Below are 23,648 nucleotides of genomic sequence, written 5' to 3' on the forward strand. Positions count from 1 at the left end.
ATATCAGTCGAATAGATGTGTCGACCCTGCATGCATTTTGCAGCCTTGCCCCTTGTTTGTTCATAAAGCTTCTGTATTTGGATATTTCAGAAACTGAAATACCCTAGGGATTCGCGCGTGCCCGACGACTTATTTTCCAACACCGATCTGCCGGATGAGTTTCTGGCGATCATCGGTGTCTTTGCCCTGTTCAACCAGATTGAGGCGGAGCTGGAAGACATCAACATCGACCCGCCCCTCACCAAAATGGAACGGCGGATTCTGGTGTTTATGGACCGGCCCAAACGCATGGGGGTTTTGGCGGAGGACACCTTCTGTATTCCCTCGGCGATCACACCGGTGGCGGACGCGTTGGAAGCGCGCGGGTTTGTTGAGAGAAACCGTGATCCAAAGGACCGGCGCGCGCTTGTGTTAGAATTGACCCCGGATGGGCTGGCCGCGCGAGCCACGTTGATGGACGCAGTCAAGCTCCGGTTCCGCGAGATTTGCGGCATGACCGTCGATGAAATCTCCCAGTTTGCCAAATTGGCTGTAAAGGCCATGCCCGGTGCTGTTGCGGCCGGGTTGTTGGAGGAAAAAGAATGCTGAAACAGTTTGGAAAAGTCTGCGCCACAGCGGCGATGATCTCGGTGAGTGGCGCGGTCGCAGCCCTAGCACAAGACGTGTTGAAGCCGGTGAAACTCATGGTGGTGAGCGAAGCGCCGGTGGCCTTTGAGCGGCAGTTCTTTGGTCAGGTGAAGGCGCGTCAGTCAGTGGATTTGGCGTTTCAGGTTGGCGGGCAGATTGTCGACTTCCCGGTGACCGAAGGTCTGAATATTGGCGAAGGCGATGTGATTGCGCGGCTGGATCTGGAGATCTTTGAGCTGCAACTCAATCAGGCGATTTTGCAGAAAGAACAGGCAGATCGCACGGTGGAGCGTCTCAACAAGCTGCGCGGCAACACGGTGAGCCAAGTGACTCTGGACGACGCGGAAACGCAGGCGTCTTTGGCGCAGATTGCGGTGAAGAACGCCGAGTGGTCTTTGCGCCATGCCACGTTGACAGCGCCGTTTGATGCGCTGGTGTCCAGCCGCAATGTGGAGCTGTTCACCACCGTGAGCGCGGGCAGCCCGGTGGTACGGATTCACGACCTGAGCGAACTGCGCATTGAAGTGGATGTGCCGGAGATCCTGTTCCAACGCGCGGGCAATGAGCAGAACGTGACCATCAAGGCGCGTTTCCCCGGAAATGACGAGGAGTTTGACCTGCAAATCCGCGAATTTGATGCGGAGACCAGCAGCGTGGGCCAGACTTTCCGCATCACCTTTGGCATGACACCGCCAGAAGGCAAAGTGATCCTGCCGGGCTCGTCCGTAACCGTGACTGTGAGCGCGGCGGAACCCTCCTCTGGCATTTTGGTGCCGCCAACGGCGATTGTGGTGGATGACAAAGGCGCAACTGGTGTGATGCGGTTTGACCCAAAGGGCGGCGACGAAGGCAAAGTGACCTGGGTGGCCGTGGAAAGCGAACCGGCCACAGCGGGCATGGTACGTATCAATGCGGGCCTGAACGACGGTGACGAAGTGGTGCTGACCGGTGGCGGTGCCTTGAGTGACGGCCAAGCCGTGCGCCGCTTTGTCGGCTTTGTCAACTGAGGGCGCGGGCGATGGTCAATATTGCACGCGGATCCATTGATCGGCCGATCTATACATGGATGATCATCCTGATCTTCCTGATCGGCGGTGCGGTCAGCTTTTTGAACCTGGGACGGCTGGAAGACCCGGCCTTCACCATCAAACAGGCGGTTGTTGTCACCCAATACCCGGGCGCCACATCGGAGCAGGTGGCGATTGAGGTGTCCGAACCTCTGGAATCTGCCATTCAGAAGATGGAAGAGGTGGATTACATCACCTCGATCAACCAGCCGGGTGTGTCGCAGATCGATGTGCACATCAAATCGACCTATGACGGCAATGAACTGCCCGAGGTTTGGACACGGCTGCGGGCCAAGGTGGCGGACGCGGGGCGGCATCTGCCCACCGGGGTGAGCACGCCACTGGTGAATGACAGCTTTGGCGATGTGTTTGGCATCTTCCTTGGCGTGACCGCCGAGGGCTTTTCCGACGCGGAGAAACATGAGCTGGCAACGTTCCTGCGGCGAGAATTGCTGACCGTGGACGGCGTGGCGGATGTGGATATTCAAGGCCTGCCGGAAGAGGCGATCTTTGTGGAGCCGAATCTGGCGTTGTCGGTGAACCAGAACATCTCGTTGAACGCGATCGCGGGTGCGATTGCCAATGCGGATGCGGTGAATGCGGCCGGGACCGTGACAATCGACGGTGCCCGCACCCGTATCATGCGGCCCGATGGGTCCGACACGGTATCGGAAATCGCGGGACTGTCGCTGGGCCAGGATGGCAAGGTTGTGAACCTTGTTGACACCAGCCGCGTGTTCCGGGATCGGGTGGACAATCCGCGTCAGATCATTCGCTTCAACGGGGAAGAGGCCTTCACGCTTGGTGTCGCTGGCATTGCCACGGAAAACATCGTGGTGGTGGGCAAGCGCGTCGATGAAAAGCTGGCGCAGATGGCCGGGGACATTCCCGCAGGTGTCGAGCTGCACCCGATCTATCAACAGCACGTGGTGGTGGAGAAAGCCTCCAACGACTTCCTTGTCAACCTTGCGATGTCGGTGGCCATTGTGGTTGCCGTGCTGGCAGTCTTCATGGGTTGGCGCGCCGCCGTGGTGGTGGGGGTGACCCTGTTCCTGACGGTGGTGGGCACCTTCCTTTTTATGGGGCTGTTTTCAATCGAGATGGAGCGGATTTCCCTTGGCGCGCTGATCATTGCGATGGGCATGTTGGTGGACAACGCGATTGTGGTCGCCGAGGGCATGCAGATTTCGATGCTGCAGGGCAAGAACAGCCGAGAGGCGGCGGATGAGGCCTCGGGCAAGACGCAAATTCCGCTTCTGGGGGCGACTATCATTGGCATCATGGCCTTTGCGGGCATCGGCCTGAGCCCGGATGCGACCGGGGAATTCCTGTTCTCGCTGTTTGCAGTGATTGGCATTTCGCTTTTGTTGAGCTGGGTGCTGGCACTGACCGTGACGCCGATGCTTGGCCACTACCTGTTTAAACAAGGCAACGGTGGCGAGGGCGACGCTTATGGTGGGCTGATTTTCCGCATGTATGGCGCAAGCCTGCGACTGGCGTTGAAGCTGCGGTGGTTGGTGATTGTGGGGCTCATTGCCGTCACGGCGGTGTGCTACGCGGGCTTTGGCCTGATGAAGCAGCAGTTCTTCCCGGACAGCAATACGCCGCTGTTTTTTGTGCACTACAAGCTGCAGCAGGGCACGCCCATTGCGACCACGTCGGATCAGATGGCGGTGCTCGAAGAGTGGTTGGCGGAGCGCGACGATGTGGTGAGCTACGCCACCTTTGTCGGTCAAGGTGCGACCCGGTTTATGCTGACCTATGAGTCCGAGAAGGCCAACCCAAGCTATGGCCACATCATTGTACGGGCTGAAAACCTTGAGGCGATCCCGCCGCTGCAAAAGGACCTGGAAGCCTTTGGTGCAGAGGCCTTGCCTGAAGGTGAGTTCCGCACCAAGCGACTGGTCTTTGGCCCAGGTGGCGGCGACCCAATTCAGGTGCGTTTCTCCGGTAGTGATCCTGTGGTGCTGCGCCAATTGGCGACCCAAGCGGCGGAGGTGCTGACACAAACCACCGAGGACATCACCAGCGTGCGCACCAACTGGCGTGAGCAGGAATTGGTGATCAAACCGATCTACGCAACAGAGCGGGCGCAGACCGCCGGTGTGGACCGCGAAGACATCGCTGACATGTTCCAATTTGCCACCGACGGGCTGACCACGGGCGAGTTCCGCGAGAACGAACGTCTGATCCCGATTATCCTGCGACGACAGGCGGACGGGGCTTTTGGGTTGGTGGATCAGGTGGTTTACTCCACCACCTCCAACAGCTTTGTGCCAGTGGAACAGATGGTCGATGGCTTTGTGCATGAGACGCAAAACACCCTGATCCATCGGCGCGACCGCGTGGCGACCATCACGGTAGGGGCGGACATCCGCTCTGGCCTGACGGCGGCACAGGTACAGGCGCAGGTCACAGGGCCAATTGAGGCGATGGACATTCCGGTCGGCTACAAGATGGAATGGGGCGGTGAGTTGGAAAACAGTTCGGAAGCACAGGAAAGCCTGGGCAAACAACTGCCGCTGAGCCTGTTGATCATGGTGCTGATTTCGGTGCTGTTGTTCAACGCCATCCGTCAGCCGATCATCATCTGGCTTTTGGTGCCGATGTCGGTGAACGGCGTGGTGCTGGGGCTGTTGGGTACGGATATGCCGTTTACGTTCACCGCTTTGCTTGGCCTGTTGAGCCTGTCGGGCATGTTGATCAAAAACGGCATCGTGCTGGTTGAGGAAATCGACTTTGTGCGCGACGAAGGCCTGCCGATGCGCGACGCTATTGTGAAGGCAAGCGTGTCGCGTTTGCGGCCGGTGATGCTGGCAGCGGTCACAACCATCCTTGGCATGGCGCCGTTGTTGACTGATGCGTTCTTTGTGTCGATGGCGATCACCATCATGGGCGGCCTGGCTTTTGCCACCATCCTGACGCTGATTGCGGCGCCGGTGTTCTATCTGGTGTTCTTTGGCAAAGAAGAGCGGCGCGAGAAGAAAGCGGCGGCGGCAGCCGCGCCCGCCTGACGCGCAACGCTACTAAAATAGAGAGGCCGTCCAATGTGGGCGGCCTTTTGTTTTTGGCGCTAAGCTGGCATAGGGGCGGTCCCGGCCCGCGAGAAGTCACAAGACAAAGACATGTTGCGCAGCAGTTTGAGAGTGATGGCACCGCAAAGACAGGAGGCACGCTGTGTTTCTGCCTGATGCCCCTTTGCCCGATGGGCTGTTCCGTTTCATTGCGCTGGATGTGGAAACCGCCAACCGCGATGCGGCCTCGATCAGCCAGATTGGCTTGGCCTGCGTGCGCAGCGATGGCGGGATTGAGACGTTTTCGACCTACATCAACCCGGATCAGGAATTTGCCGACTTCAACACCGAGCTGACAGGGATTGATGCGGGCACCGTGCGGGACGCGCCGAGTTTCGCGCAGGCCTGGCAGCGGATGATGCCGCTGTTGTCGCGGCATTTGATGGTGCAGCACAGCGGGTTTGACCAGAAGGCCATCACAGCCGCCTGTCGTGCGGCGGGGCTAAACGGGCCAAAGATGGAATGGGCCGATAGCGTGAAGATCGCGCGCAAGGCCTGGCCCGAATTTCGCGGCAATGGTGGGCATGGGCTTGGTCACCTGAAAAAGGCGCTGGGGCTTGAGTTTCATCACCACGACGCGGGTGAAGACGCACGGGCGGCGGCGGAGGTGGTGCTGTTGGCCGAAGAGCGGCTGAAATGCACAATTGAAGAGATCACCGGTAAGATCAAACACCTGCAACTGACGTTTGAGTTCTGAGACTTTAGAGTCTTACCGCGCAGATTGTCCCATACTCTCAATGCTTTGGATAAGTTGGTCGGCGTGTCGCAAGGCCGTGGCTGTGGTGGTCACCATCGCGGGCAAGACCATCCATTCCAACGACCACGCGCTGCCGGAACGCTCCTGTTCATGCACGAGGGCGTGGTGCATCGCTGGCAGTTGCGTGGCGTTGTAGCGCGCCAAGGTGATCAGCAATTCCGCCCGCACCGGGTTTTGTTTATGCGGCATGGCAGAGCTGGTGCCGCCGCCGGAGAAGCGCGCTTCCTCCACGCCTTGCTGCGCCATTAGAGCAAGATCCTGCCCCATCTTGCCCAAGCTGCCGGTCACCATTGAGAGCCAATTGGCGTAGTCGGTTAGGCTTTCGCGCGTGACGTGCCAGGCGCGGTCGGGGTTGGAGAGGTTGAGGTTTTTGGCCAGCGCAGTGGCGACGGCGTCGCCATGCGGCGCGAGGCTGGTGCGATTGCCCACCGGGCCACCAAATTGCAGGGTTTCGACGAGCGGGCGCAACGCTTTGAGGCGGTCTATGTGAGACGCTGGCGGATTGCACCAAGTGGCAATGCGGTCTGATACCGAGATGGGCAAAGCGGTCTGCATGCGCGTGCGGCCCATCATGGTGGCCTCGCCCCATTTGCCTATGAGCGCGTCGAGCGCTGTCAGCAGTCCCGCAAGTTGCGCCTCAAACCGCGTGTTCGCGTCGCGCAGGATCAGCGAGACCGCCGTGTCGATCAGATCCTGACTGGTGGCACCAGTGTGAATGGCTGGGAGCGCGGAGGGTCGCGCGTGGGCTTTGAGTTGACGCACAAACTCCGGCACGGGCAGGCCATCCTGCACCACATTTTCGGCGACCTTCGCGAGGTCCGGTTGGAAGCTGTTGATGTCTTCCACCGCTTCCGCCGCGACGGCGTGATCTACCACGCCAGCCTCTGCGAGCGCCTCGGCCAAGGCGCGTTCAAACTGGATAAACCCGTCGACAAACCGCGCGGTGTCCCACAGCGCCTCGCTCTCAGGATCAGAGAACAGCGGGCCAAACAGATGGGCGGCGTGGGTCATCGGGTTCATCGTCAGGGCCGATCAGGTTGCGGCACGCAGGCCAAGGATGTCGCGCGCTTGCGCAGGCGTCGCCAGGGGGCGTTCGTATTTCTCACACAGCTCAGCGGCGCGGGCGATCAGGGCGGCGTTTGAGGGCGCCAGCGTGTTGCGGTCCAGACGCACGTTGTCTTCCAGACCGGCTCGGGTGTGGCCGCCTGCGGCGATGGCCCATTCGTTTACGGTGATCTGCGCCGCGCCAATGCCCGCCGCGCACCATTCGGCGTTGGGGGCGCGGTCCTGCATGATTTTCACGTAGAACTCAAACACCTCGCGATCCACCGGCATGGCGTTTTTCACGCCCATGACAAACTGCACATAAAGCTGGCCGTATAGCGTGCCCGCCTCATGATGACGGATGGCCTGCAGGATGTGGCTCAGGTCAAAGGCCTCGATTTCCGGTGTGATTTCATACGTCTGCATCTCGCTGGAGAGCCAGGAAATCAGCTCCGGCGGGTTTTCATAGACCCGCGTGGGGAAGTTGTTGGAACCGACAGAAAGCGAGGCCATTTCGGGCCGCAGCGGCAGCATGCCACCGCGCGCTTGGCCTGCGCCAGAGCGTCCACCGGTGGAGAATTGGATGATCACGCCGGGGCAGTGTTTTTCCAACCCCTCTTTCAGCAAGGCAAACTTCTCCGGATCACTGGACGGTGTTTCATCATCGTTGCGCACATGGGCGTGGATGATCGAGGCGCCTGCCTCGACAGCCGCATGGCTGCTTTCGATCTGTTCGCTGACCGTGGTGGGCACAGCAGGGTTGTCCGCCTTGGTGGGCACGGAACCGGTGATGGCGCAGCACAGGATGCAGGGTTTGCTCATGGTGATCTCGTTTGATTGGCCCCGTCCAAAAGACAGGGGCGGTCGTCAGATGTCAAAGAAGACAGTTTCGTTGTCGCCCTGAAGCGTGATGTCGAACCGATAGACGGGGGAGCCGTCGCGCATTTCGCGTTTGGCAATCAAGGTGGCGCGGCGGTTTTCCCATTCGATGACGTTGAGCACAGGGTCCGTGGCGTTGGCCTCAGCCTCGTCGTCAAAATAGAGCCGCGTGTTCAGGCCGACGTTGATGCCCCGGGCCACGATCCACAACGAGATATGTGGCGCCATCAGGTGTCCGTTGCGGCCCATGACACGCCCGGGTTTGATGGTGTCAAAGCCCCATTCGCCGGTGTCAAAATCGGTGATCACGCGGCCCCAGCCTTTGAAGCCTTCTTCGGTCTCACCGGCCTGTTCCGGATGCGGGTAAAGGCCCTCTGAATTAGCCTGCCAGGCTTCCAGCATCACGTCTTTCACCGGGCTGCCAGTGCCGTCGATCACCAGCCCTTCGATGCGAATGCGCTCGCCTTTGGCATTGGGGCCGGCGATGTCCCAGCCCAATTCGCGTTCGTAGATGTCAAACCCTGCCGCGCCGGGGGCAAGGCCGATGTGCACGTATGGCCCAGCCGTTTGGGAGGGCGTTTCTTTAAGGTAGTCGAGCTTCTGCACCATGCTCAATTGCCCTCCATGCGGTTTTCGAACAGGGTGGAGCGCCGTCCGCGCAGCACGATGTCAAACTTATAGGCGATGCTGTCCAGCGGCACCGAGGCGTTCATATCAAGCGCGGCAATCAACTGACCACGTGCGGCTTTATCCGGGATGGTGTTCACAATCGGGCATTTGGCGATCAGCGGGTCGCCCTCAAAATACAGCTGCGTGATCAGGCGTTGGGCAAAGGCGGTGCCAAACACCGACACATGAATATGCGCCGGCCGCCAGTTGTTGACCCAATTGCGCCAGGGGTAGGCGCCGGGTTTCACGGTACGGAAATAGTAGTAGCCGTTGTCGTCGGTGGTGGTGCGGCCGCAGCCGCCAAAGTTGGGATCAATGGGCGCGAGATAGGCGTCTTTCTTATGGCGATAGCGCCCTCCAGCGTTGGCCTGCCAGATCTCCACCAAAGTGTTGGGCACGGGGCGGGCGTTTTCATCCAGCACGCGGCCATGCACAATGATGCGCTCGCCAATCGCGCTTTCGCCGGGTTTGGCGTAGTTGTGCAGCAGGTCGCGGTCCATCTCGGTCACGTCGCCATGGCCAAAGCGTGGCCCGGTGATCTCGCTGACGGTTTGTTCCAGACTGATCAGAGCGTTTTGCGGGGACCGCGCCACGGAGGTTTTGTAGTCCTGCGAAAATGCAGGCGGGTGCCATTCCCGGTCACGCTGATAAAATTCTGCGGGTTTGCTCATAGTGTTGCTCCTCCCCTGCGCGCATAGAATGCGCGATCAGCCCATCTCTGCAAAGGTCTGTTTCGCCAGTTTGATGGCGTGGTTGGCTTTGGGCACACCACAGTAAATCGCCACGTGCTGAAACACCTCCATCACGTCTTCCTGGCTGGCCCCGGTGTTGGCGGTGGCGCGGATGTGCATCGGGATTTCGTCAAAGTTGCCAGTGGCCGCGAGCAAGGCCAGGGTCAGCATGGAACGTTCCCGCAGGCTGATCGCGTCACTGGCCCAGACCGTGCCCCAGGCCGCTTCGGTGATCAGGGTCTGAAAAGGCGTGTCCAGCGCGGTTTTGTTGGCCTCCGCGCGATCGACATGGGCGTCACCCAGCACTTTGCGGCGGACCTTCATACCGGTGGCGAATTTGTCAGACATGGCGTGTCTCCTTTGTCTGGCCCAATCAGTAGGGCAGACCCACATAGTTCTGGGCAAACACTTTTTGTGCAGCGTCGTTGCTGCGCAGGAAATCGATCTCGGCGCGCTGCATCTTCAGATCAAACTCGGATTGATCCGGATATCGGTGCAGCAGATTGGTGGTCGACCAGCTGAACCGCTCAGCCTTCCAGATACGCGCCAGCGCCCGTTCGGAATAGGCGTCGATGCCCGCGGTATCCTTGTCCTGATAGACCTGCACGAGACCGTGGTAGAGGTAGTGGATGTCGGATGCGGCGGTGTTCAGCCCCTTGGCGCCGGTGGGCGGCACGATGTGGGCGGCATCGCCACAGAGAAACAGACGGCCCCAGCGCATCGGTTCGGTCACAAAGCTGCGCAAGGGCGCGATGGATTTTTCAATTGAGCGGCCGGTCACCAAGGCTTCTGCGTGGCGGGTAGGAATGCGGCGTTTGAGTTCGGTCCAGAAGGCAGCGTCGCTCCAATCGTCGGGCGAGTCGCTGAGCGAGCATTGGATGTAATACCGGCTGAGGTTGGCGTTGCGCATGGAACAGAGGGCAAAGCCGCGCTCCGACCAGCTGTAGATCAACTCGTCATGCACGGGGGGCGTTTCGGACAGCACGCCCAGCCAGCCAAAGGGGTAGACCTTTTCATATTCGCGACGCACCGAGGTAGGGATAGTCTGGCGACTGACGCCGTGGAAGCCATCACAGCCGGCGATGTAGTCACAGTCGATCCGGTGCTCGCTGCCGTCCACGTGGTAGGTCACGTAAGGCGCGTCACTTTTGGCGTCGTGGATCACCACGTCCTCGACATTGAACACCAGATTGCCGCCCTCAGCCTCACGTGCGTCATAGAGGTCGCGGGTCAGCTCGGTCTGGCCATAGACCATGACGTCTTTCCCGGTGTGCGCGTGAAAAGAGATGCCAAACTCTTCTTCGCCATAGGCAATCACCGTGCCATGGTGGGTGAAGCCTTCGGCATCCATGCGGGCGCCGACACCGGCCTCGCGCATCAGATCCACAAAGCCTGTTTCCAGAATGCCCGCGCGGATGCGCCCCAGCACGTAGTCGCGGGTTTTGCGCTCCAGAACAATGCTGTCGATGCCTTTGCGGTGCAGCAGTTGTGAGAGCAAAAGCCCAGACGGGCCGCCGCCGATAATGCAAACCTGAGTGCGCATGAAAGTCCTCCTGTTGGCAGTTTGACTTCCCAAAAGCGAAAAGTAAAATGAGCTATTGTCAGTTTTAGTTATCAAAAACGAGCATCAAGTCATGATCGATCGGCGCATCAAGTTCCGTCACATCCAGTGTTTTGCCGAGATTGTGCGGCACAACAGCTTAAAATCGGCGGCACAGCATCTGAACCTGACACAGCCCGCGATTTCCAAGACGCTGAAGGAGCTGGAAGAGGTTGTTGGGGCCGATCTGGTGGTGCGCAATCGCGGTGGCGTCAGCCTGACCAAACAGGGCGAGGTGTTTTTACACTTTGCCCAGATGAGCCTCGCGGCTTTGCAGCAGGGGCTCAACGGGGTGGCGCAGATGGAAGCGGCGGGGCGGGTCAGCCTCTCTGTTGGCGCTTTGCCCAGTGTGGCAGCGCGGCTGATGCCGGAAGTGGTGCAGGCCTTTTCAGAGCTGGCGCCGGATGTGATGCTGCATATTCATGACGGGCCTCATGGCTATCTGATCGAAGAACTGCGCCGGGGGCAGCTGGATATGGTGATCGGGCGCATGGGCGCGCCAGAGGTGATGCGGGGGATCGCGTTCACCCAGCTGTATGATGAGCATGTTGAGTTCGTCGTGCGCCGGGGGCATCCGCTTCTTGCGCAACCCGACATTCATCGTTTGGAAGATTGGCCGGTGATCTTTCCGCCGGCGGCCGCGGCAATCCGTCCATTGGTGGAGCGGGCGCTGGTGGCGCAGGGCGTTGGGGAGATTGGCCGGAAAGTCGAAAGCGTGTCCGGGGCTTTTGGTCGGAACCATGCGCTTTCCCATGACGCGGTGTGGATCATCTCGCATGGGGTGGTGGCCAAAGAACTGGAAAGCGGTGCGCTGGTGCGACTGCCGTTTGACACCTCGCTCACCAAAGGGCCGGTTGGTTTGATGGCCCGCACAGAAGGGCAACTATCTGCCGCTGAATCTCTTTTCCGGCGGGTTTTGACAGAGGTCGCGGGGCGCATTGGCTAGTTGGCCTGGCCGGTTTTAGTGATCCGGCGTTTTTCCGCCTGTCAGCTTTTGATTTTGGCAAAAAAACCACCATATTATGGGGGACAACAAAAAACGAATGAGGTGATTGCATGAAACTTATTTTGATCCCGGCAATGGTAGGTAGCTTGGCCGTTCTGTCCGCATGTGCCGGTGGTGTAACCGAAAAAGACATCGGTTGTGCTGGCGCTACTATTACAGGTGCAGTGGTCGGCGGTGCTTTGGGCAACCAGCTCGGCGGCGGCTCCGGTAAAGACATCCTGACAGCCGGCGGTGCTGTGGCCGGTGGTGCAATCGCGAACAACGCTGCAGGCTGCTAAACTGGTCTGACGCAGACATGAGACACAAGAAATGGCTGACACGCTTTGCAGCGTGCCAGCCATTTCTTGTTGTGTGCATCGATTGAAAGACACCGCGAACGCGTTCGCGGCAGCGTCCAGAATTCAAGAGAAATTTTTGCAGAAGATACCCATAGAAGCGCGCATTGAACGCCAAAAGAGTTCGCGAAACTCTCACACACGATCGTTTGGTTGGCCTTCAAACAAAAGGCATTTCTCCGCTCGGCAAAACGATCCGATTTTCTAAGGTCTTGATTGCAAAATCAGTGACTATTGGGGAGCGCGAAATTCGGGCTAAAAAGCGAGAGTTTCCGCGGAGTTTAGGCCTAGCGGAAAGGCGTGATCGGCAAATTTCGGTGTCAGCGATGCTCTCATTGCCACTTTTCTTTCCCGCGGAAGCAAGCGTAGCGAAGAAATGCTGACGTCAGATAGACTGTCCAAACGGAGCTCCGATTGGCTCTTTCAGAAATGAGCCGTCTGGGTTTGCGAAACTCGGTGCTGCAAAATCAACAGGCGCCGTGTGTTATCGGGTCGCAGTCCACTCAATGTAGCCGGAATGCCGCTTGAATGCTCAGAGCTGCTCCCAAATTCTGCGTCCTACTGTGCCCAAGTGGTGGCCTGCGCGTTTGGTCAGGCAAATGGGTAAGGATAGCTCACCGAGCGTGGACAGCTTCTCAAGGCTGCCATCAGAAACCTCCTGTTCGACCATGTGATCAGGAAGACGTCCCCAACCTAAGCCTGCCAAGATCAACTCCTTCTTCGTCGCCATGTCGGTTACGAACCATTTGGGAGCGTCGCCTAACAGTCCGGTATCAGGTGCCTTTTCATCGCTGGATTTGACGACCACCTGAGGGTGGCGTCCGAGCTCTGTTTTGCTGACCAGCGCAGGATTCGAACCTACCAGTTCAGGGGCTGCCACCAATGGGAAGCTCATCTGAGTGATTTGGCGGTAGTCGATGAACGGGCTGCGTGTCGGGGCTGCGAAGATCGCGATGTCGACCTTTTCAGCCATCAATTGCCGTTCACCCGAGGCCGTTTCGATCTCCAGATGCAATGTGGTCGAGGGAAATTCGCGCTTCAGCTCCTTCAGCAATTTGGCCAGACGCGGAATGGGGAAGTTGCTGCTAACGCCAATGCGCAACTCGGTTTCCACTTCTCCCTTCAGGTCCCGCACGAAATCTTCGAATTGCTGCGCCTGGTCCAGCAAATGACGGATCTGCGCAAGCAACGCCCTGCCCTCACGTGTCAGCGTCGGGCGATAGGTCGACCTGTCAAAAATCTGGACCTGATAGAAATCCTCCACTTGCTTGACCGAATAAGACACAGCAGATCTCGCCTTGTTCAGCTTTTCGCTGGCCAGTTGGAAACTGCCGGTGTCGCAGATCGTAGCAACAACGTTGAGATGGTCGAGATTTGTCATCGTCTAATTTTATGACGGAGTTGGTCGGAAAGCTATGCTTTTTCCTGACGTATTGTGGGCGTATTCCGATGTCAGACGACAGCTACGCGGACATCCGACATGACCAATGCAACCATCTCCCCCGATTTCCCTTTCGCGTCGCGGTTTGTCGAGGTGATGGGCAGCCGGATTCACTATGTTGAAGACGGTACGGGCGATCCCATCCTATTTGTCCATGGCAACCCGGCCTCCTCTTACATCTGGCGCAACATCATTCCCCACGTCACGCCATATGCCCGTGCTATTGCTGTAGATCTGATCGGGTTCGGCAAGTCCGACAAGCCCGACATTTCTTACGGTTTTGACGATAGCTACGCTTATCTCGAGGGGTTCATCGAGGCTCTGGGCCTGACCGATATTACCCTTGTGGTGCAGGATTGGGGGTCTGGCCTTGGGTTCCACTACGCAAATCAGCACCGTGACAAGATCAAGGGCATCGTCTTCATGGAGGCGATGCATCGCGAGATCGATTTTGCCGCCATGGCGCGCAGCGACAAGCTGCTGATGCGTCTGATCCGCGCGCCCTTTGCCAGCTGGCTGATGCTTGGCGTTATGAACAGTTTCGTGAAGCAAATGCTGCCCGATTGGATCAAGCGCGATCTGAGCCAACAGGAAATGGCCGCCTACCTCGCACCGTTTCCCACGGTCAAAAGCCGCAAGCCGGTTTACGTTTTCCCGCGCGACGTTCCGGTCGAAGGTAAGCCTGAGCATATTTCACGCGCAGTGGAGGCGTATTCTAACTGGCTGACGGAAACTCCTATTCCTAAGCTGTTTTTTCACGCTGATCCGGGTGTGTTGATCCGCCAAAAAGACGTGGCTTGGATCAAGGATAACTTTCGCAACCTGACCAGCGTTGATTTGGGGGAAGGCCTGCATTTCCTACAGGAAGACTACCCGCATGAGATCGGACGCGCTCTGGCCGGTTGGTATCTCAACCTGAACAACGCGCAAACCGAAGGAACACGTCATGCCGTATGACTTCCCCTCTGCCACACCACATGGTGAGATCACCGAGATCTTTCCTGATATTTTTCACGTGACCGGCAGCGTCGACATGGTGCCGGGTATGCGCATCAGTCGCGCGATGACCATTCTGCGCGACGGCGACGCCCTAACCCTGATCAGCCCGATACGCCTGTCCGAAGAGGGCCTGGCCGCGCTTCAGGCACTTGGGCAAGTCACGCATATCGTCAAATTGGGCGGTTATCACCTGGGTGCACAGAACGGGTTAGACGATCCCTTCTACGTGCGCCGCTACGGTGCAACGCTCTGGGCATTGGCGGGGATGGACCACAAGGGCGGCCTGAAACCGGACCACATTCTGCAGGTGGGGGGTGAGATGCCCGCACCGGGCTTGTCGCTTTTCACCTACGAGACATCGACCTTGCCGGAAGGCATGTTCCTGCTGGAGCGCGAGGACGGCATCCTGATCACCGCAGACAGCTTGCAGAACTGGACCAAGCCGGACGCCTTTTTCAGCGAGATCGCAGCTGAGCGCATGGGCCAGGCCGGGTTCTTCAAGCCTGCCAATATCGGCCCTGAGTGGCTGCGCTTTTGCACGCCGGACCCGCAAGAGTTCAACAGGGTGGCGGCGTTGCACTTCCGGCACCTTCTGCCATCCCACGGCACACCGTTTCTGGGCAGCGCCAAAGACGCGCTGTTGAAAACCTTCTCGACAACCCTTGGGCTAAAACCGCCCTACACATCGGAGTAACCCCATGAAAATCCTTCTTATTGGAGCGTCCGGCATGATCGGGCGCGCGGTCTCGCACGCCCTGTCGGCCGGCCATGACCTGATCACCGCCTCGCGCAGCTCCGGCGACCTGCATGTCGACATCTCCGACCCCGCCAGCCTGCGCGCGCTGTTTGCAAAGACAGGTCGGGTGGATGCGATTATCAGCGCGGCGGGCGACGGGGTGATGGCCCCGCTGGCCACCATGAGCGATGACGATTTCAATCGGACCGTGGACACGCAGATGAAAGGCCAGTTGAACGTGCTGCGTCTGGGTCTGAGTGCGGTCGCGCCGGGCGGATCAATCACACTCACCTCCGGCGTAGCCGCTCAAAACCCCATGCCATCCACCAGCGCAATTGCGGCCTCCTGCGCCGCGATCGAGGCATTCACCCGAACCGCAGCCACCGAAGTAGAGACCGTGCGGCTGAACGTGGTTTCGCCGATCTTTGTTAAGGAAAGCATGGAGCTTTTCGGTCTGCCCACAGATGGCGGCCTGTCTGCCGCCGACACCGCCAAAAGCTATCTCGCGGCCGTGGCCGGTGACATGCATGGCCAGATCCTGGCCACTCCCGACTTTGCCTGATCCCGAAAAAGGACTGCCAACATGAAACTCTCAATCCTCAAGCCCCTTGCCACTGCGCTTGCGCTGATTACAGCCACTGCCAGCCACGCCGCCGACACCGCAACACCCGTTATGGAGCAATTGACTGGCACCTGGTTTGTCGAGGTTACTGGTGTGCTACCCGATGGCGGTGCCTATCAGAACATCATGAATGTGGATGCCGGCGGCACCGCAGACATTGTGGGCGGCTGGATGTTCGGCGCCGGTGGGATGAAGTTCACTGACAGCCCGGCCAGCATCACCAAGGTCGACGGCAACGGCTTTGAAATCCACATGTTTGCCTTTCTCGCCGATGCCGTAACAGGCGCCCCCAAAGGTATGAACGTCACCGTCTATCGAGGCGAGATGCAGGATGGTGCTGACGCGTTCAAAGCTGAGGCGGATCTCTATTACTTGCCGTGCTCGGTTGACCACTGCCCGGCCCCAAACACCAAAACGCTCGGCTCGCCCGCCACGGTCGCGCAAGTTGTTGGCACGAGGCTCGCACTTCCCGGAACCCCGCAACGCTGATTCAAACCAATCATGACAGGCTCGGAAGAACCCGCTTTTTGGCGCGGTGGTGCCTGTCATACCGCCTCCCCTCATCAGGTGCTGAACAAACCGTCAGCGTTTACTGGGGCTTCTGAACGGCATCCGGTTCGCGGAGAAACAACTTTTTCCATTTGCAAGATATTCGCTTGACCTGGAACAGCTTGAACCCTTCCAACGGTGCGTGAGTTGTTGACGTTAACTCGCAAGTCACTGCCCTCAGATTGAACAGCGCCCGCGTTGGCTGGGTTAATCGAGTTTCCCTCTAGCGCAGCTTATTGCGCAGATGGGAGGTCAGACCCCACGCATGCTGATGGGAATAGGACTGCTGATAGGGCTATTAGGTGGTTCATGGAATGCTTCCGAAAAATTTTGGCGGATCTGCTTTGGGTTGATATTGGGTGACGTCATGGATCTCCCCACGTTCCGGCTCCCCAATTTGGTGAGTACCTGTTCAGAGTTTCATCCCAATGGAGATCAACTTCTTACCAATACGTTATGCGGAGGATCAGGGATGGAAACCGCCATGAAAATTGGGGAAGTAAAACTCTGCGTCCAAGCGTTTCACCGATGGAACAAGGCAGACGCAACCTGTCCTAGTTTTGGCTTCCAGAAGCGGGCACCGATTATGAAGAGGCAACGATAGGTGGCCCTATCGGAAGGGGAAAGCGCTTTTAACAGGTCGAATGGGTGCCCCAAAGCCAGGCTTTAGGGGAGCGCGCGGGGCCAACAAGGCTCAGAATCTGACGCCGACGGTTGTTTGGGGCGACCCTAGGTCGTTGCCGTCAATCACCGGGTCAAGACGAAGAATGGCGCGGCGTGTCGGAGTTTCTCGAAAACCTCTCTGCCAATCTCCATTTGGTCGATCGTGCCTTTGATGCCAACTGATTGCACCACCGCCTGAGGACAAGCCAGTTGGCGCCAGTCATGCGTCCGAAATGTCCCTACAAATCCCCGGTCGAGTTCGACGGCGAAGTCTCCAGTTTCTACATAAGTCTGAAAGGTAACTTGGGCGTAGCCACGTGGTTGCCAAGGCAGCCAACAGATTCTCAGCTTTCAAAACAATCGCCGCGCCCATGATAGGGCTGCGACGAACGTCGGCAGCCCTAGTCATATCTTGCTGTGTGCATCGACTTAGAAGTCGAGGTTTTCCACGCTCAGTGCGTTTTTCTGAATGAACTCGCGGCGCGGCTCCACAACATCGCCCATCAACTTGGTGAAGAGGTCATCCGCCTCGGCTATGTCCTCGACCTTCACCTGCAGCAAGGTGCGGGCATCCGGGTCTAGTGTGGTTTCCCAAAGCTGATCCGGGTTCATTTCGCCCAGACCTTTGTAGCGCTGCAGCGTCAGGCCCTTTTCGCCCTCTGCCAGGATCGCCGCCAGAAGGTCTAGCGGGCCGTTGATGACTTGGCTGCGGTCTTTGCGCACCAGCGTTGCGGAGGTGTTGTAGACCTCTTGCAGGCTTTCGGTGAAGGTGCCGGATTTGCGTGCCTCGCCGGACCGCAGCATCGGGCCGTCCAGTGTGCGCACTTCTTCCACACCCCGCAGAATACGGGCCAGCTTGATGCCGTGATCCTGAGTGATGCGGCCAGTCCAGCCGCGCTCATATTCCAGGGCAATCAAATCCAGACGGGCGGCAACTTTGTCAGCCACACCCTGCAGATCCGCATCCACCGCGCCGGGCACAAAGGCGCCCGCGATGGCGGCCTGTTCCAGAATGTGGCGTGGATAATGGGTTGGGAAGGCGTCCAGCACTTGCTTGAGTTGGCGGGCCTCGGTCACAACACGCGCCAGATCCTGGCCGGTCATTTCTGCGCCGGAGCCCAGCTTCAGTACGGCACCCTCGATGCCCTGGTTCACCAGATAATCGTCCAGCGCCGCCTGGTCTTTCAGGTAAACTTCCGACTTGCCGCGCGCCACTTTGTACAGCGGCGGTTGCGCGATGTAGAGGTGACCCATTTCGATCAACTCCGGCATCTGACGGTAGAAGAAGGTCAGCAGCAGGGTTCGAATGTGCGCGCCATCGACGTCCGCATCGGTCATGATCACCACTTTGTGGTAGCGCAGCTTGTCCACATTGAACTCATCGCGGCCAATGCCGGTGCCAAGCGCCATCACCAGGTTGCCGATCTCTTGGCTCGACAGCATCCGGTCAAACCGGGCACGCTCAACGTTCAGGATCTTACCGCGCAACGGCAGGATCGCCTGGGTTTTCCGGTCACGTCCAGTTTGGGCAGAGCCACCAGCGGAGTCACCCTCCACCAGGAAGACTTCGGTTTTGGATGGGTCTTTCTCGGAGCAATCTTTGAGCTTGCCAGCCAGGAAGTTCACATCCATTGCGGTTTTGCGGCGGGTCAGCTCACGTGCCTTACGCGCGGCTTCACGGGCATGGGCCGCTTCTACAATCTTGGAGACGATCATCTTGGCGGTTTGCGGGTTTTCTTCAAACCACTCGGCCAGTTTTTCCCCCAGCAAGCCTTCGACCGCCGGGCGCACTTCGGAGCTCACCAGCTTGTCTTTGGTCTGCGAGCTGAACTTCGGGTCCGGCACTTTCACCGACAGCACACAGGTCAGGCCTTCGCGGGCGTCGTCGCCGGTGAAGCTGACCTTTTCTTTTTTCGCGATGCCGCTTTCCTGCGCGTATTTCTGCAAGGTCCGGGTCAGCGCGCCACGGAAGCCTGCGATATGCGTGCCGCCATCGCGCTGCGGAATGTTGTTGGTGAACGGCAACACATTCTCGTGGTAGCTGTCGTTCCACCACATTGCGACCTCAACCCCGATGTCGTCCTTTTCGCCTTTCACATAGATCGGCGCTTCCATTAGCGGGGTTTTGTGACGGTCGATGTATTTTACAAACTCATTCACGCCGCCGTCGTAAAACAGTTCGGTGCGCAGCGCTTCGGCAGGGCGTTCATCTTCGATGATGATGCGCACGCCGGAGTTCAGGAAGGCCAGCTCGCGCAGACGCTTTTCCAGCGTCTCAAATGAGTATTCGATGTTGGAGAACGTGTCGGTGGAGGCCATGAAGCGGACCTCAGTCCCGGTGCGATCACCACAGTCGCCGACCACTTCGAGGTGATGCGTACAGTCGCCATGCTCAAACTTGGCGTAGTGCTCTTTGCCGTTGCGCCAGATGCGCAGTTCCAGCCAGACCGACAGGGCGTTCACAACCGAAACGCCCACGCCGTGCAGACCGCCGGAGACCTTGTAGGAGTTGCTGTCAAACTTACCACCGGCGTGCAGCTGGGTCATGATGACCTCCGCCGCGGACACGCCTTCTTCCGGATGAATATCCACCGGAATCCCGCGTCCGTTGTCGCTCACCGACACCGAGCTGTCGGCGTGGATTTTCACGGTAACAGCGTCCGCATGACCGGCCAGCGCCTCGTCGATGCCGTTGTCCACGACCTCATAGACCATGTGGTGCAGACCCGAGCCATCGTCGGTGTCCCCGATATACATGCCCGGACGCTTCCGCACCGCTTCCAAGCCTTTGAGAACTTTAATGGAATCCGCGCCATATTGCTCGGGATTTTGCGCGTTGTCAGACATACATGTCGCCCTTTTTCATTTCCGGATTTTATATCGGGTTTGGGCGGGGATGTCACGCAAATGACAGGTATTTTTGTGATCTTACACAGGGGGATCAACGCGGTGTCGATAAGCTGGAAATCCCAGCCTCATCCGTGACTTCGACATATTGGGCCCGGTCTCCCAAAGCCTCAAACAAACCGACCTCCGTGCCGGTCATCCAGGCCTGCGCCCCAAGGGCACAAATCTCGTCATAGAGCGCCGCGCGGCGGTCGGGATCTAGGTGTGCTGCGACCTCATCCAAGAGCAGGATAGGTGCGGCGCCAATGTCGTCTTTCAGCGCCCGCGCATTGGCCAGGATCAGCGACACCAGCAGGGCTTTCTGTTCGCCGGTAGAACAATCTTTGGCGGGCACGCCTTTCTCACGAAAGGTGCCCAACATGTCGGTGCGATGTGGCCCCACCAACGTGCGCCCGGCGGCAATATCGCGGAATCGGCTCTCAGCCAAGGCCTCCAATAGGTCGGCCTCCGTCGCGGGCATCGCGCCTTCGCTTTGCATCAGTTCCAACTCCGCCACTGGGAAAGCAGTCTGCGTGGCCGCCTGCGCGTCCAGCAGGCGCTCCATACTGGCTTCGCGGGCTTGATGAATGCGAGCACCGGCCTCGGCCATCTGCCGCTCCAGCGCGACATACCAATGGGCATCGCTGATCTGCTCTTTCAGCAGGCGGTTGCGCTCCCGCATCGCCTTTTCATAGGCGAGACTGGCCTCGGCATGTTCCGGGTAGAAGCTGAGAGTCATGCGGTCGAGAAACCGCCGCCGCCCCTCGGCCCCTTCGATCCACAGTCGATCCATTGCTGGGATCAGCCACAACACCCGGCAAATCCGCCCCAACTGCGTCTGTGGCGCGGCTTTGTTGTCGACATGCACCTGCCGCGCGGCGCCGTTCTCCGAGCGGATGTCGATCTCGTAGGTTTGGTTGGTGGCTTGCAGCAGGCCGGAGAGTTTCCAGCCAATCGCCTCTGGTCGGCGTGTCATGTCTTCGGCACTGGCCCGGCGAATGCCCCGACCCGGTGAAAACAGCGACACCGCCTCAAGGATATTGGTCTTGCCCGCGCCATTGGGGCCAAACAAGGCCACAGGACGCGCATCACAGGTGAGCGCGCCCTTTTTGTGGGATCGGAAATGAGACAGGCTCAGGGATTTCAGAAACAGCTCAGACACGGGCCCGGCTTTCTCTTTCTTCAAATACCTGCGCCGCAGGCAACCGCGTCAGCGGTTTATACCCGCATCGGCATCACGACATAGACAGCGGAGGTGTCACCCCCTTCGCGCATCAGAGTCGGGTCACCGGCAGAGTTGAACATGAACACGGCGTTTTCGCGGTCCACCTGGCTGGCGATCTCCAGCAGGTATTTGGCGTTAAAGCCAATTTCCAGACGCTCGTCGTTATACGCCACAACCAGCTCTTCTTCCGCTGCGCCGCTGTCCGGCGAGTTCACCGACAGCACCAGACGGTCTTCGTCCAGCTGCAGTTTCACCGCGCGGGACCGCTCAGAAGAAACGGTCGCCACACGGTCCACGGCTTTGGCAAACTCGGCCGCGTCCACTTCCAGCTTGCGGGTATTGCCCTGCGGAATCACCCGGGTGTAGTCGGGGAAGGTGCCGTCGATCACTTTGGATGTCAGGGTGATGTTAGGGGTGGCAAAACGCACTTTGGTTTCGCTGACCGACACGGCGATTTCCATATCATCGTCGTCCAACAGCTTGCGCAGCTCGCCCACGGTTTTGCGCGGCACAATCACGCCGGGCATATCGGTGGCACCTGCTGGCAAGTCGGTGTCAATCCGCGCCAGACGGTGACCGTCGGTGGCCACAGCGCGCAGCGCTTTGCCGTCTTCACCATCAGCCACATGCATGTACACGCCGTTCAGGTAATAGCGGGTCTCTTCCGTGGAGATCGCAAACTTGGACTTGTCAAACAGACGGCGCAGCGCAGGCGCGGGGGCGGAGAAGTTGGACGAATACTCAGAAGAGGCCATCACCGGGAAGTCTTCGCGTGGCAGGGTCGCCAGCGAGAAGTTTGAGCGGCCGGCTTCCACGGTCAAGCGACCTGCGGCGCTGTCGTCGGTGAGGGTCACCAGCGCGCCGTCGGGCAGCTTGCGCACAATCTCGTGCAGGGTGGTGGCCGCCACAGTGGTGGCACCGGCGCGCTCGACCATGGCATTGGCCTTGTCGACCACTTCAATGTCCAAATCGGTGGCGCGGAATTGCACGGTGTCGCCTTCGGCTTCGATCAGCACGTTGGCAAGGATTGGAATGGTGTTGCGGCGTTCCACAACCGATTGCGCTTGGCTCACTGCTTTCAGCAGCACGGCGCGTTCAATACTGATTTTCATCCCATCACCCTCCGATTACCGGGACAGGCACCTTAACGAGGTGGTCTCACGGTACAAGTCTTTTCCTAGGTTTGTCTGTGAAGTCGCAGGGAGCGTCAAGCGCCAAGCGACCAAAAGAAAACACCGCGCCCAAGGGACGCGGCGTTTTGGTCACGTTTCACACGAAAACCTAGGCTTCCAATGTGCGGCGCAGCAGCTCGAGGTCCTCGGCAATCTGTCCATCAGAGTTGCGCAGCTCCTCGATGCGCTTCACGCCGTGCATCACTGTGGTGTGGTCGCGTCCACCAAAGCGGCGGCCAATTTCGGGCAAGGAACGGCTGGTCAGCTGCTTACAGAGGTACATCGCCACCTGACGCGGGCGGGCAAAGGTGCGCACGCGCTTGGGACCAATCATGTCGGACAGACGGATGTTGTAATGCTCTGCCACTTTGCGCTGGATCTCTTCGACAGAGATTTTGCGTTCCGAGGCCCGCAGCACATCGGACAGACAGTCTTGGGTGAGCTCCATGGTGATTTCACGACCGACCAGCGAGGCAAAGGCAAACAGACGGGTCATGGCGCCTTCGAGCACACGCACGTTGGTGGAGATGCGGTGGGCGAGGAATTCCAGCACGCCGTCCTGAAGTTGCAGCTCAGGATACTGCTCGCGGTAGGTGTCGACCTTGTTTTGCAAAATGCCAAGGCGCAACTCGTAGTCGGTTGGGTGCAGGTCTACCACCAGACCGCATTGCAGGCGGCTCTTGATGCGTTCTTCGAGGTCTTTGATCTCACCCGGGGCCCGGTCGGCGGAGATGATGATCTGTTTGTTCTGATCCACCAGCGCGTTGAAGGTGTGGAAGAACTCTTCCTGGGTGCTGTCTTTGCCCGCGATGAACTGAACATCGTCGACCATCAGCACATCCACAGAGCGGAACAGCTCTTTGAAGTCCATCATCTTGCGGTCGCGCAGGGCTTGCACAAAGCGGTACATGAACTGTTCTGCGGACAGATACAGCACGTTCAGATCCGGACGCTGGGCCTGAAGCTCCCAGGCAATCGCATGCATGAGGTGGGTTTTACCCAAACCTACGCCGCCATAAAGGAACAGCGGGTTAAAGGTCACCGGGCCGCCTTCGCCCACGCGGCGCGCGGCGGCATTGGCCAGTTCGTTTGGTTTGCCCACGACAAAATTGTCAAAGGTGAAGCGGGCATCCAGCGGCGCGCCGGTCATGCCCATGTCGCCGTTGTCAGAGGCCGCGCTCACGGCTGGCTTTGCGGCAGCGCTGGCTTTTTGCACAGCGGCTTTTGGTGCGGCCGCGGCACGCGGTGCAGTGGTCTTGGCGGCCACTTTGAACTGCAAGCGCTGCACGTCTGCGCCGTTCTGGTTCAGCTGATGCAGGATCAGATCGCCATAATTTTGCGATACGTAGTTGCCGATGAAATTGGTCGGCACATGAAAGGTGGCCACGCCATCTTTCAGTTCGGAAAAATTGACAGGCTCAATCCAGGTTTTGAAATTATTTTGACCCACAGTCTTGAGTAGGCCTTGTCGGATGTCGCCCCATGCGTCGTCAGTCATCTGTCCCCGTATTCCTTCACACGTCTTTAGTGCCGGGCTGTGCCCGGTCTCTGCCTTTATGTCCCGTG

21 protein-coding genes are annotated in these 23,648 nt (G+C 58.8%); 10 read left to right on the top strand and 11 right to left on the bottom strand.

The window, feature by feature from the left end; all coding sequences use genetic code 11:
* Positions 1–117 precede the first annotated feature (117 nt).
* The 4 genes from MK208_RS07970 to MK208_RS07985 all read left to right on the top strand — a co-directional run bounded on the left by MK208_RS07970 (position 118) and on the right by MK208_RS07985 (position 5,465).
* Positions 118–588, top strand: coding sequence for a MarR family transcriptional regulator (locus MK208_RS07970; RefSeq protein WP_294115685.1), 471 nt, complete (start codon positions 118–120; stop codon positions 586–588).
* A gap of 32 nt (positions 589–620) precedes the next feature.
* Complete coding sequence (locus MK208_RS07975) at positions 621–1,634, top strand: efflux RND transporter periplasmic adaptor subunit (RefSeq protein ID WP_294115797.1); 1,014 nt, start codon at positions 621–623, stop codon at positions 1,632–1,634.
* Between the two features lie 11 nt (positions 1,635–1,645).
* The gene (locus MK208_RS07980) at positions 1,646–4,708 is read left to right on the top strand and encodes an efflux RND transporter permease subunit (RefSeq protein ID WP_294115687.1); all 3,063 of its coding nucleotides are present in this window, start codon (positions 1,646–1,648) and stop codon (positions 4,706–4,708) included.
* A gap of 163 nt (positions 4,709–4,871) precedes the next feature.
* On the top strand, positions 4,872–5,465 hold the full coding sequence (locus tag MK208_RS07985; RefSeq protein WP_294115689.1) for a 3'-5' exonuclease: 594 nt from the start codon (positions 4,872–4,874) through the stop codon (positions 5,463–5,465).
* Between the two features lie 12 nt (positions 5,466–5,477).
* On the opposite strand, the gene MK208_RS07990 is transcribed toward MK208_RS07985, so the two are convergent.
* The 6 genes from MK208_RS07990 to pobA are packed head-to-tail and all read right to left on the bottom strand — an operon-like array spanning position 5,478 to position 10,391.
* Positions 5,478–6,545 (bottom strand): 3-carboxy-cis,cis-muconate cycloisomerase, encoded by a 1,068-nt coding sequence (locus MK208_RS07990; protein WP_294115691.1) that lies wholly within the window; start codon positions 6,543–6,545, stop codon positions 5,478–5,480.
* Between the two features lie 12 nt (positions 6,546–6,557).
* Positions 6,558–7,391 (bottom strand): 3-keto-5-aminohexanoate cleavage protein, encoded by an 834-nt coding sequence (locus MK208_RS07995; protein ID WP_294115693.1) that lies wholly within the window; start codon positions 7,389–7,391, stop codon positions 6,558–6,560.
* A 45-nt stretch (positions 7,392–7,436) separates the two neighbouring features.
* Positions 7,437–8,057 carry a protocatechuate 3,4-dioxygenase subunit alpha gene (gene pcaG, locus MK208_RS08000; protein ID WP_294115695.1) on the bottom strand — a complete coding sequence of 207 codons (621 nt, stop codon included), beginning with the start codon at positions 8,055–8,057 and terminating at the stop codon, positions 7,437–7,439.
* Positions 8,058–8,059: 2 nt separating this feature from the next.
* The gene (gene pcaH / locus MK208_RS08005; protein WP_294115696.1) at positions 8,060–8,788 is read right to left on the bottom strand and encodes a protocatechuate 3,4-dioxygenase subunit beta; all 729 of its coding nucleotides are present in this window, start codon (positions 8,786–8,788) and stop codon (positions 8,060–8,062) included.
* Positions 8,789–8,824: 36 nt separating this feature from the next.
* Positions 8,825–9,196 carry a 4-carboxymuconolactone decarboxylase gene (gene pcaC / locus MK208_RS08010; protein WP_294115698.1) on the bottom strand — a complete coding sequence of 124 codons (372 nt, stop codon included), beginning with the start codon at positions 9,194–9,196 and terminating at the stop codon, positions 8,825–8,827.
* Positions 9,197–9,221: 25 nt separating this feature from the next.
* The gene (gene pobA / locus MK208_RS08015) at positions 9,222–10,391 is read right to left on the bottom strand and encodes a 4-hydroxybenzoate 3-monooxygenase (RefSeq protein ID WP_294115700.1); all 1,170 of its coding nucleotides are present in this window, start codon (positions 10,389–10,391) and stop codon (positions 9,222–9,224) included.
* Between the two features lie 91 nt (positions 10,392–10,482).
* Between pobA and pcaQ the strand changes: the two genes are divergently transcribed.
* Both pcaQ and MK208_RS08025 read left to right on the top strand, forming a co-directional pair.
* Positions 10,483–11,394, top strand: a complete 912-nt coding sequence (pcaQ, locus tag MK208_RS08020) for a pca operon transcription factor PcaQ (RefSeq protein ID WP_294115702.1) — start codon at positions 10,483–10,485, stop codon at positions 11,392–11,394.
* A gap of 110 nt (positions 11,395–11,504) precedes the next feature.
* Entirely contained in the window at positions 11,505–11,732 is a 228-nt protein-coding gene (locus MK208_RS08025) for a hypothetical protein (RefSeq protein ID WP_294115704.1), read from the top strand.
* 589 nt (positions 11,733–12,321) lie between these two features.
* Here the strand turns inward: MK208_RS08025 and MK208_RS08030 are convergent.
* Entirely contained in the window at positions 12,322–13,170 is an 849-nt protein-coding gene (locus MK208_RS08030) for a LysR family transcriptional regulator (RefSeq protein WP_294115706.1), read from the bottom strand.
* Between the two features lie 99 nt (positions 13,171–13,269).
* On the opposite strand from MK208_RS08030, the gene MK208_RS08035 reads away from it, so the two are divergent.
* From MK208_RS08035 to MK208_RS08050, 4 genes are read left to right on the top strand one after another with little or no spacing between them, the layout of a single operon-like run.
* The gene (locus tag MK208_RS08035; RefSeq protein ID WP_294115708.1) at positions 13,270–14,187 is read left to right on the top strand and encodes a haloalkane dehalogenase; all 918 of its coding nucleotides are present in this window, start codon (positions 13,270–13,272) and stop codon (positions 14,185–14,187) included.
* Positions 14,177–14,923 carry a hypothetical protein gene (locus MK208_RS08040; RefSeq protein ID WP_294115710.1) on the top strand — a complete coding sequence of 249 codons (747 nt, stop codon included), beginning with the start codon at positions 14,177–14,179 and terminating at the stop codon, positions 14,921–14,923. Before MK208_RS08035 ends, MK208_RS08040 begins: the two co-directional genes overlap by 11 nt.
* Positions 14,924–14,927: 4 nt before the next feature.
* Positions 14,928–15,527 carry a short chain dehydrogenase gene (locus MK208_RS08045; RefSeq protein WP_294115712.1) on the top strand — a complete coding sequence of 200 codons (600 nt, stop codon included), beginning with the start codon at positions 14,928–14,930 and terminating at the stop codon, positions 15,525–15,527.
* A 21-nt stretch (positions 15,528–15,548) separates the two neighbouring features.
* Positions 15,549–16,076, top strand: a complete 528-nt coding sequence (locus MK208_RS08050) for a hypothetical protein (protein WP_294115714.1) — start codon at positions 15,549–15,551, stop codon at positions 16,074–16,076.
* Positions 16,077–17,228: 1,152 nt separating this feature from the next.
* Here MK208_RS08050 and gyrB read toward each other — a convergent pair.
* From gyrB to dnaA, 4 genes are all read right to left on the bottom strand, one after another.
* Positions 17,229–19,646 carry a DNA topoisomerase (ATP-hydrolyzing) subunit B gene (gene gyrB, locus MK208_RS08055; protein ID WP_294115716.1) on the bottom strand — a complete coding sequence of 806 codons (2,418 nt, stop codon included), beginning with the start codon at positions 19,644–19,646 and terminating at the stop codon, positions 17,229–17,231.
* A gap of 94 nt (positions 19,647–19,740) precedes the next feature.
* Entirely contained in the window at positions 19,741–20,847 is a 1,107-nt protein-coding gene (gene recF / locus MK208_RS08060; protein ID WP_294115718.1) for a DNA replication/repair protein RecF, read from the bottom strand.
* Between the two features lie 56 nt (positions 20,848–20,903).
* Positions 20,904–22,022, bottom strand: a complete 1,119-nt coding sequence (gene dnaN / locus MK208_RS08065) for a DNA polymerase III subunit beta (protein ID WP_294115720.1) — start codon at positions 22,020–22,022, stop codon at positions 20,904–20,906.
* A 169-nt stretch (positions 22,023–22,191) separates the two neighbouring features.
* Complete coding sequence (gene dnaA / locus MK208_RS08070; protein ID WP_294115722.1) at positions 22,192–23,580, bottom strand: chromosomal replication initiator protein DnaA; 1,389 nt, start codon at positions 23,578–23,580, stop codon at positions 22,192–22,194.
* Positions 23,581–23,648: the final 68 nt, after the last annotated feature.

Source organism: Shimia sp., assembly GCF_022448905.1.
In the GTDB taxonomy this organism is placed as follows: Bacteria; Pseudomonadota; Alphaproteobacteria; order Rhodobacterales; family Rhodobacteraceae; genus Shimia.

Coding starts and splice junctions, on each gene's coding strand:
- MK208_RS07975 (WP_294115797.1), top strand. CDS start 621: ATGATCTCGGTGAGTGGCGCGGTCGCAGCCCTAGCACAAGACGTGTTG.
- MK208_RS07980 (WP_294115687.1), top strand. CDS start 1,646: ATGGTCAATATTGCACGCGGATCCATTGATCGGCCGATCTATACATGG.
- MK208_RS07990 (WP_294115691.1), bottom strand. CDS start 6,545: ATGAACCCGATGACCCACGCCGCCCATCTGTTTGGCCCGCTGTTCTCT.
- MK208_RS07995 (WP_294115693.1), bottom strand. CDS start 7,391: ATGAGCAAACCCTGCATCCTGTGCTGCGCCATCACCGGTTCCGTGCCC.
- pcaG (WP_294115695.1), bottom strand. CDS start 8,057: ATGGTGCAGAAGCTCGACTACCTTAAAGAAACGCCCTCCCAAACGGCT.
- pcaH (WP_294115696.1), bottom strand. CDS start 8,788: ATGAGCAAACCCGCAGAATTTTATCAGCGTGACCGGGAATGGCACCCG.
- pcaC (WP_294115698.1), bottom strand. CDS start 9,196: ATGTCTGACAAATTCGCCACCGGTATGAAGGTCCGCCGCAAAGTGCTG.
- pobA (WP_294115700.1), bottom strand. CDS start 10,391: ATGCGCACTCAGGTTTGCATTATCGGCGGCGGCCCGTCTGGGCTTTTG.
- pcaQ (WP_294115702.1), top strand. CDS start 10,483: ATGATCGATCGGCGCATCAAGTTCCGTCACATCCAGTGTTTTGCCGAG.
- MK208_RS08025 (WP_294115704.1), top strand. CDS start 11,505: ATGAAACTTATTTTGATCCCGGCAATGGTAGGTAGCTTGGCCGTTCTG.
- MK208_RS08030 (WP_294115706.1), bottom strand. CDS start 13,170: ATGACAAATCTCGACCATCTCAACGTTGTTGCTACGATCTGCGACACC.
- MK208_RS08035 (WP_294115708.1), top strand. CDS start 13,270: ATGACCAATGCAACCATCTCCCCCGATTTCCCTTTCGCGTCGCGGTTT.
- MK208_RS08040 (WP_294115710.1), top strand. CDS start 14,177: ATGCCGTATGACTTCCCCTCTGCCACACCACATGGTGAGATCACCGAG.
- MK208_RS08045 (WP_294115712.1), top strand. CDS start 14,928: ATGAAAATCCTTCTTATTGGAGCGTCCGGCATGATCGGGCGCGCGGTC.
- MK208_RS08050 (WP_294115714.1), top strand. CDS start 15,549: ATGAAACTCTCAATCCTCAAGCCCCTTGCCACTGCGCTTGCGCTGATT.
- gyrB (WP_294115716.1), bottom strand. CDS start 19,646: ATGTCTGACAACGCGCAAAATCCCGAGCAATATGGCGCGGATTCCATT.
- dnaN (WP_294115720.1), bottom strand. CDS start 22,022: ATGAAAATCAGTATTGAACGCGCCGTGCTGCTGAAAGCAGTGAGCCAA.
- dnaA (WP_294115722.1), bottom strand. CDS start 23,580: ATGACTGACGACGCATGGGGCGACATCCGACAAGGCCTACTCAAGACT.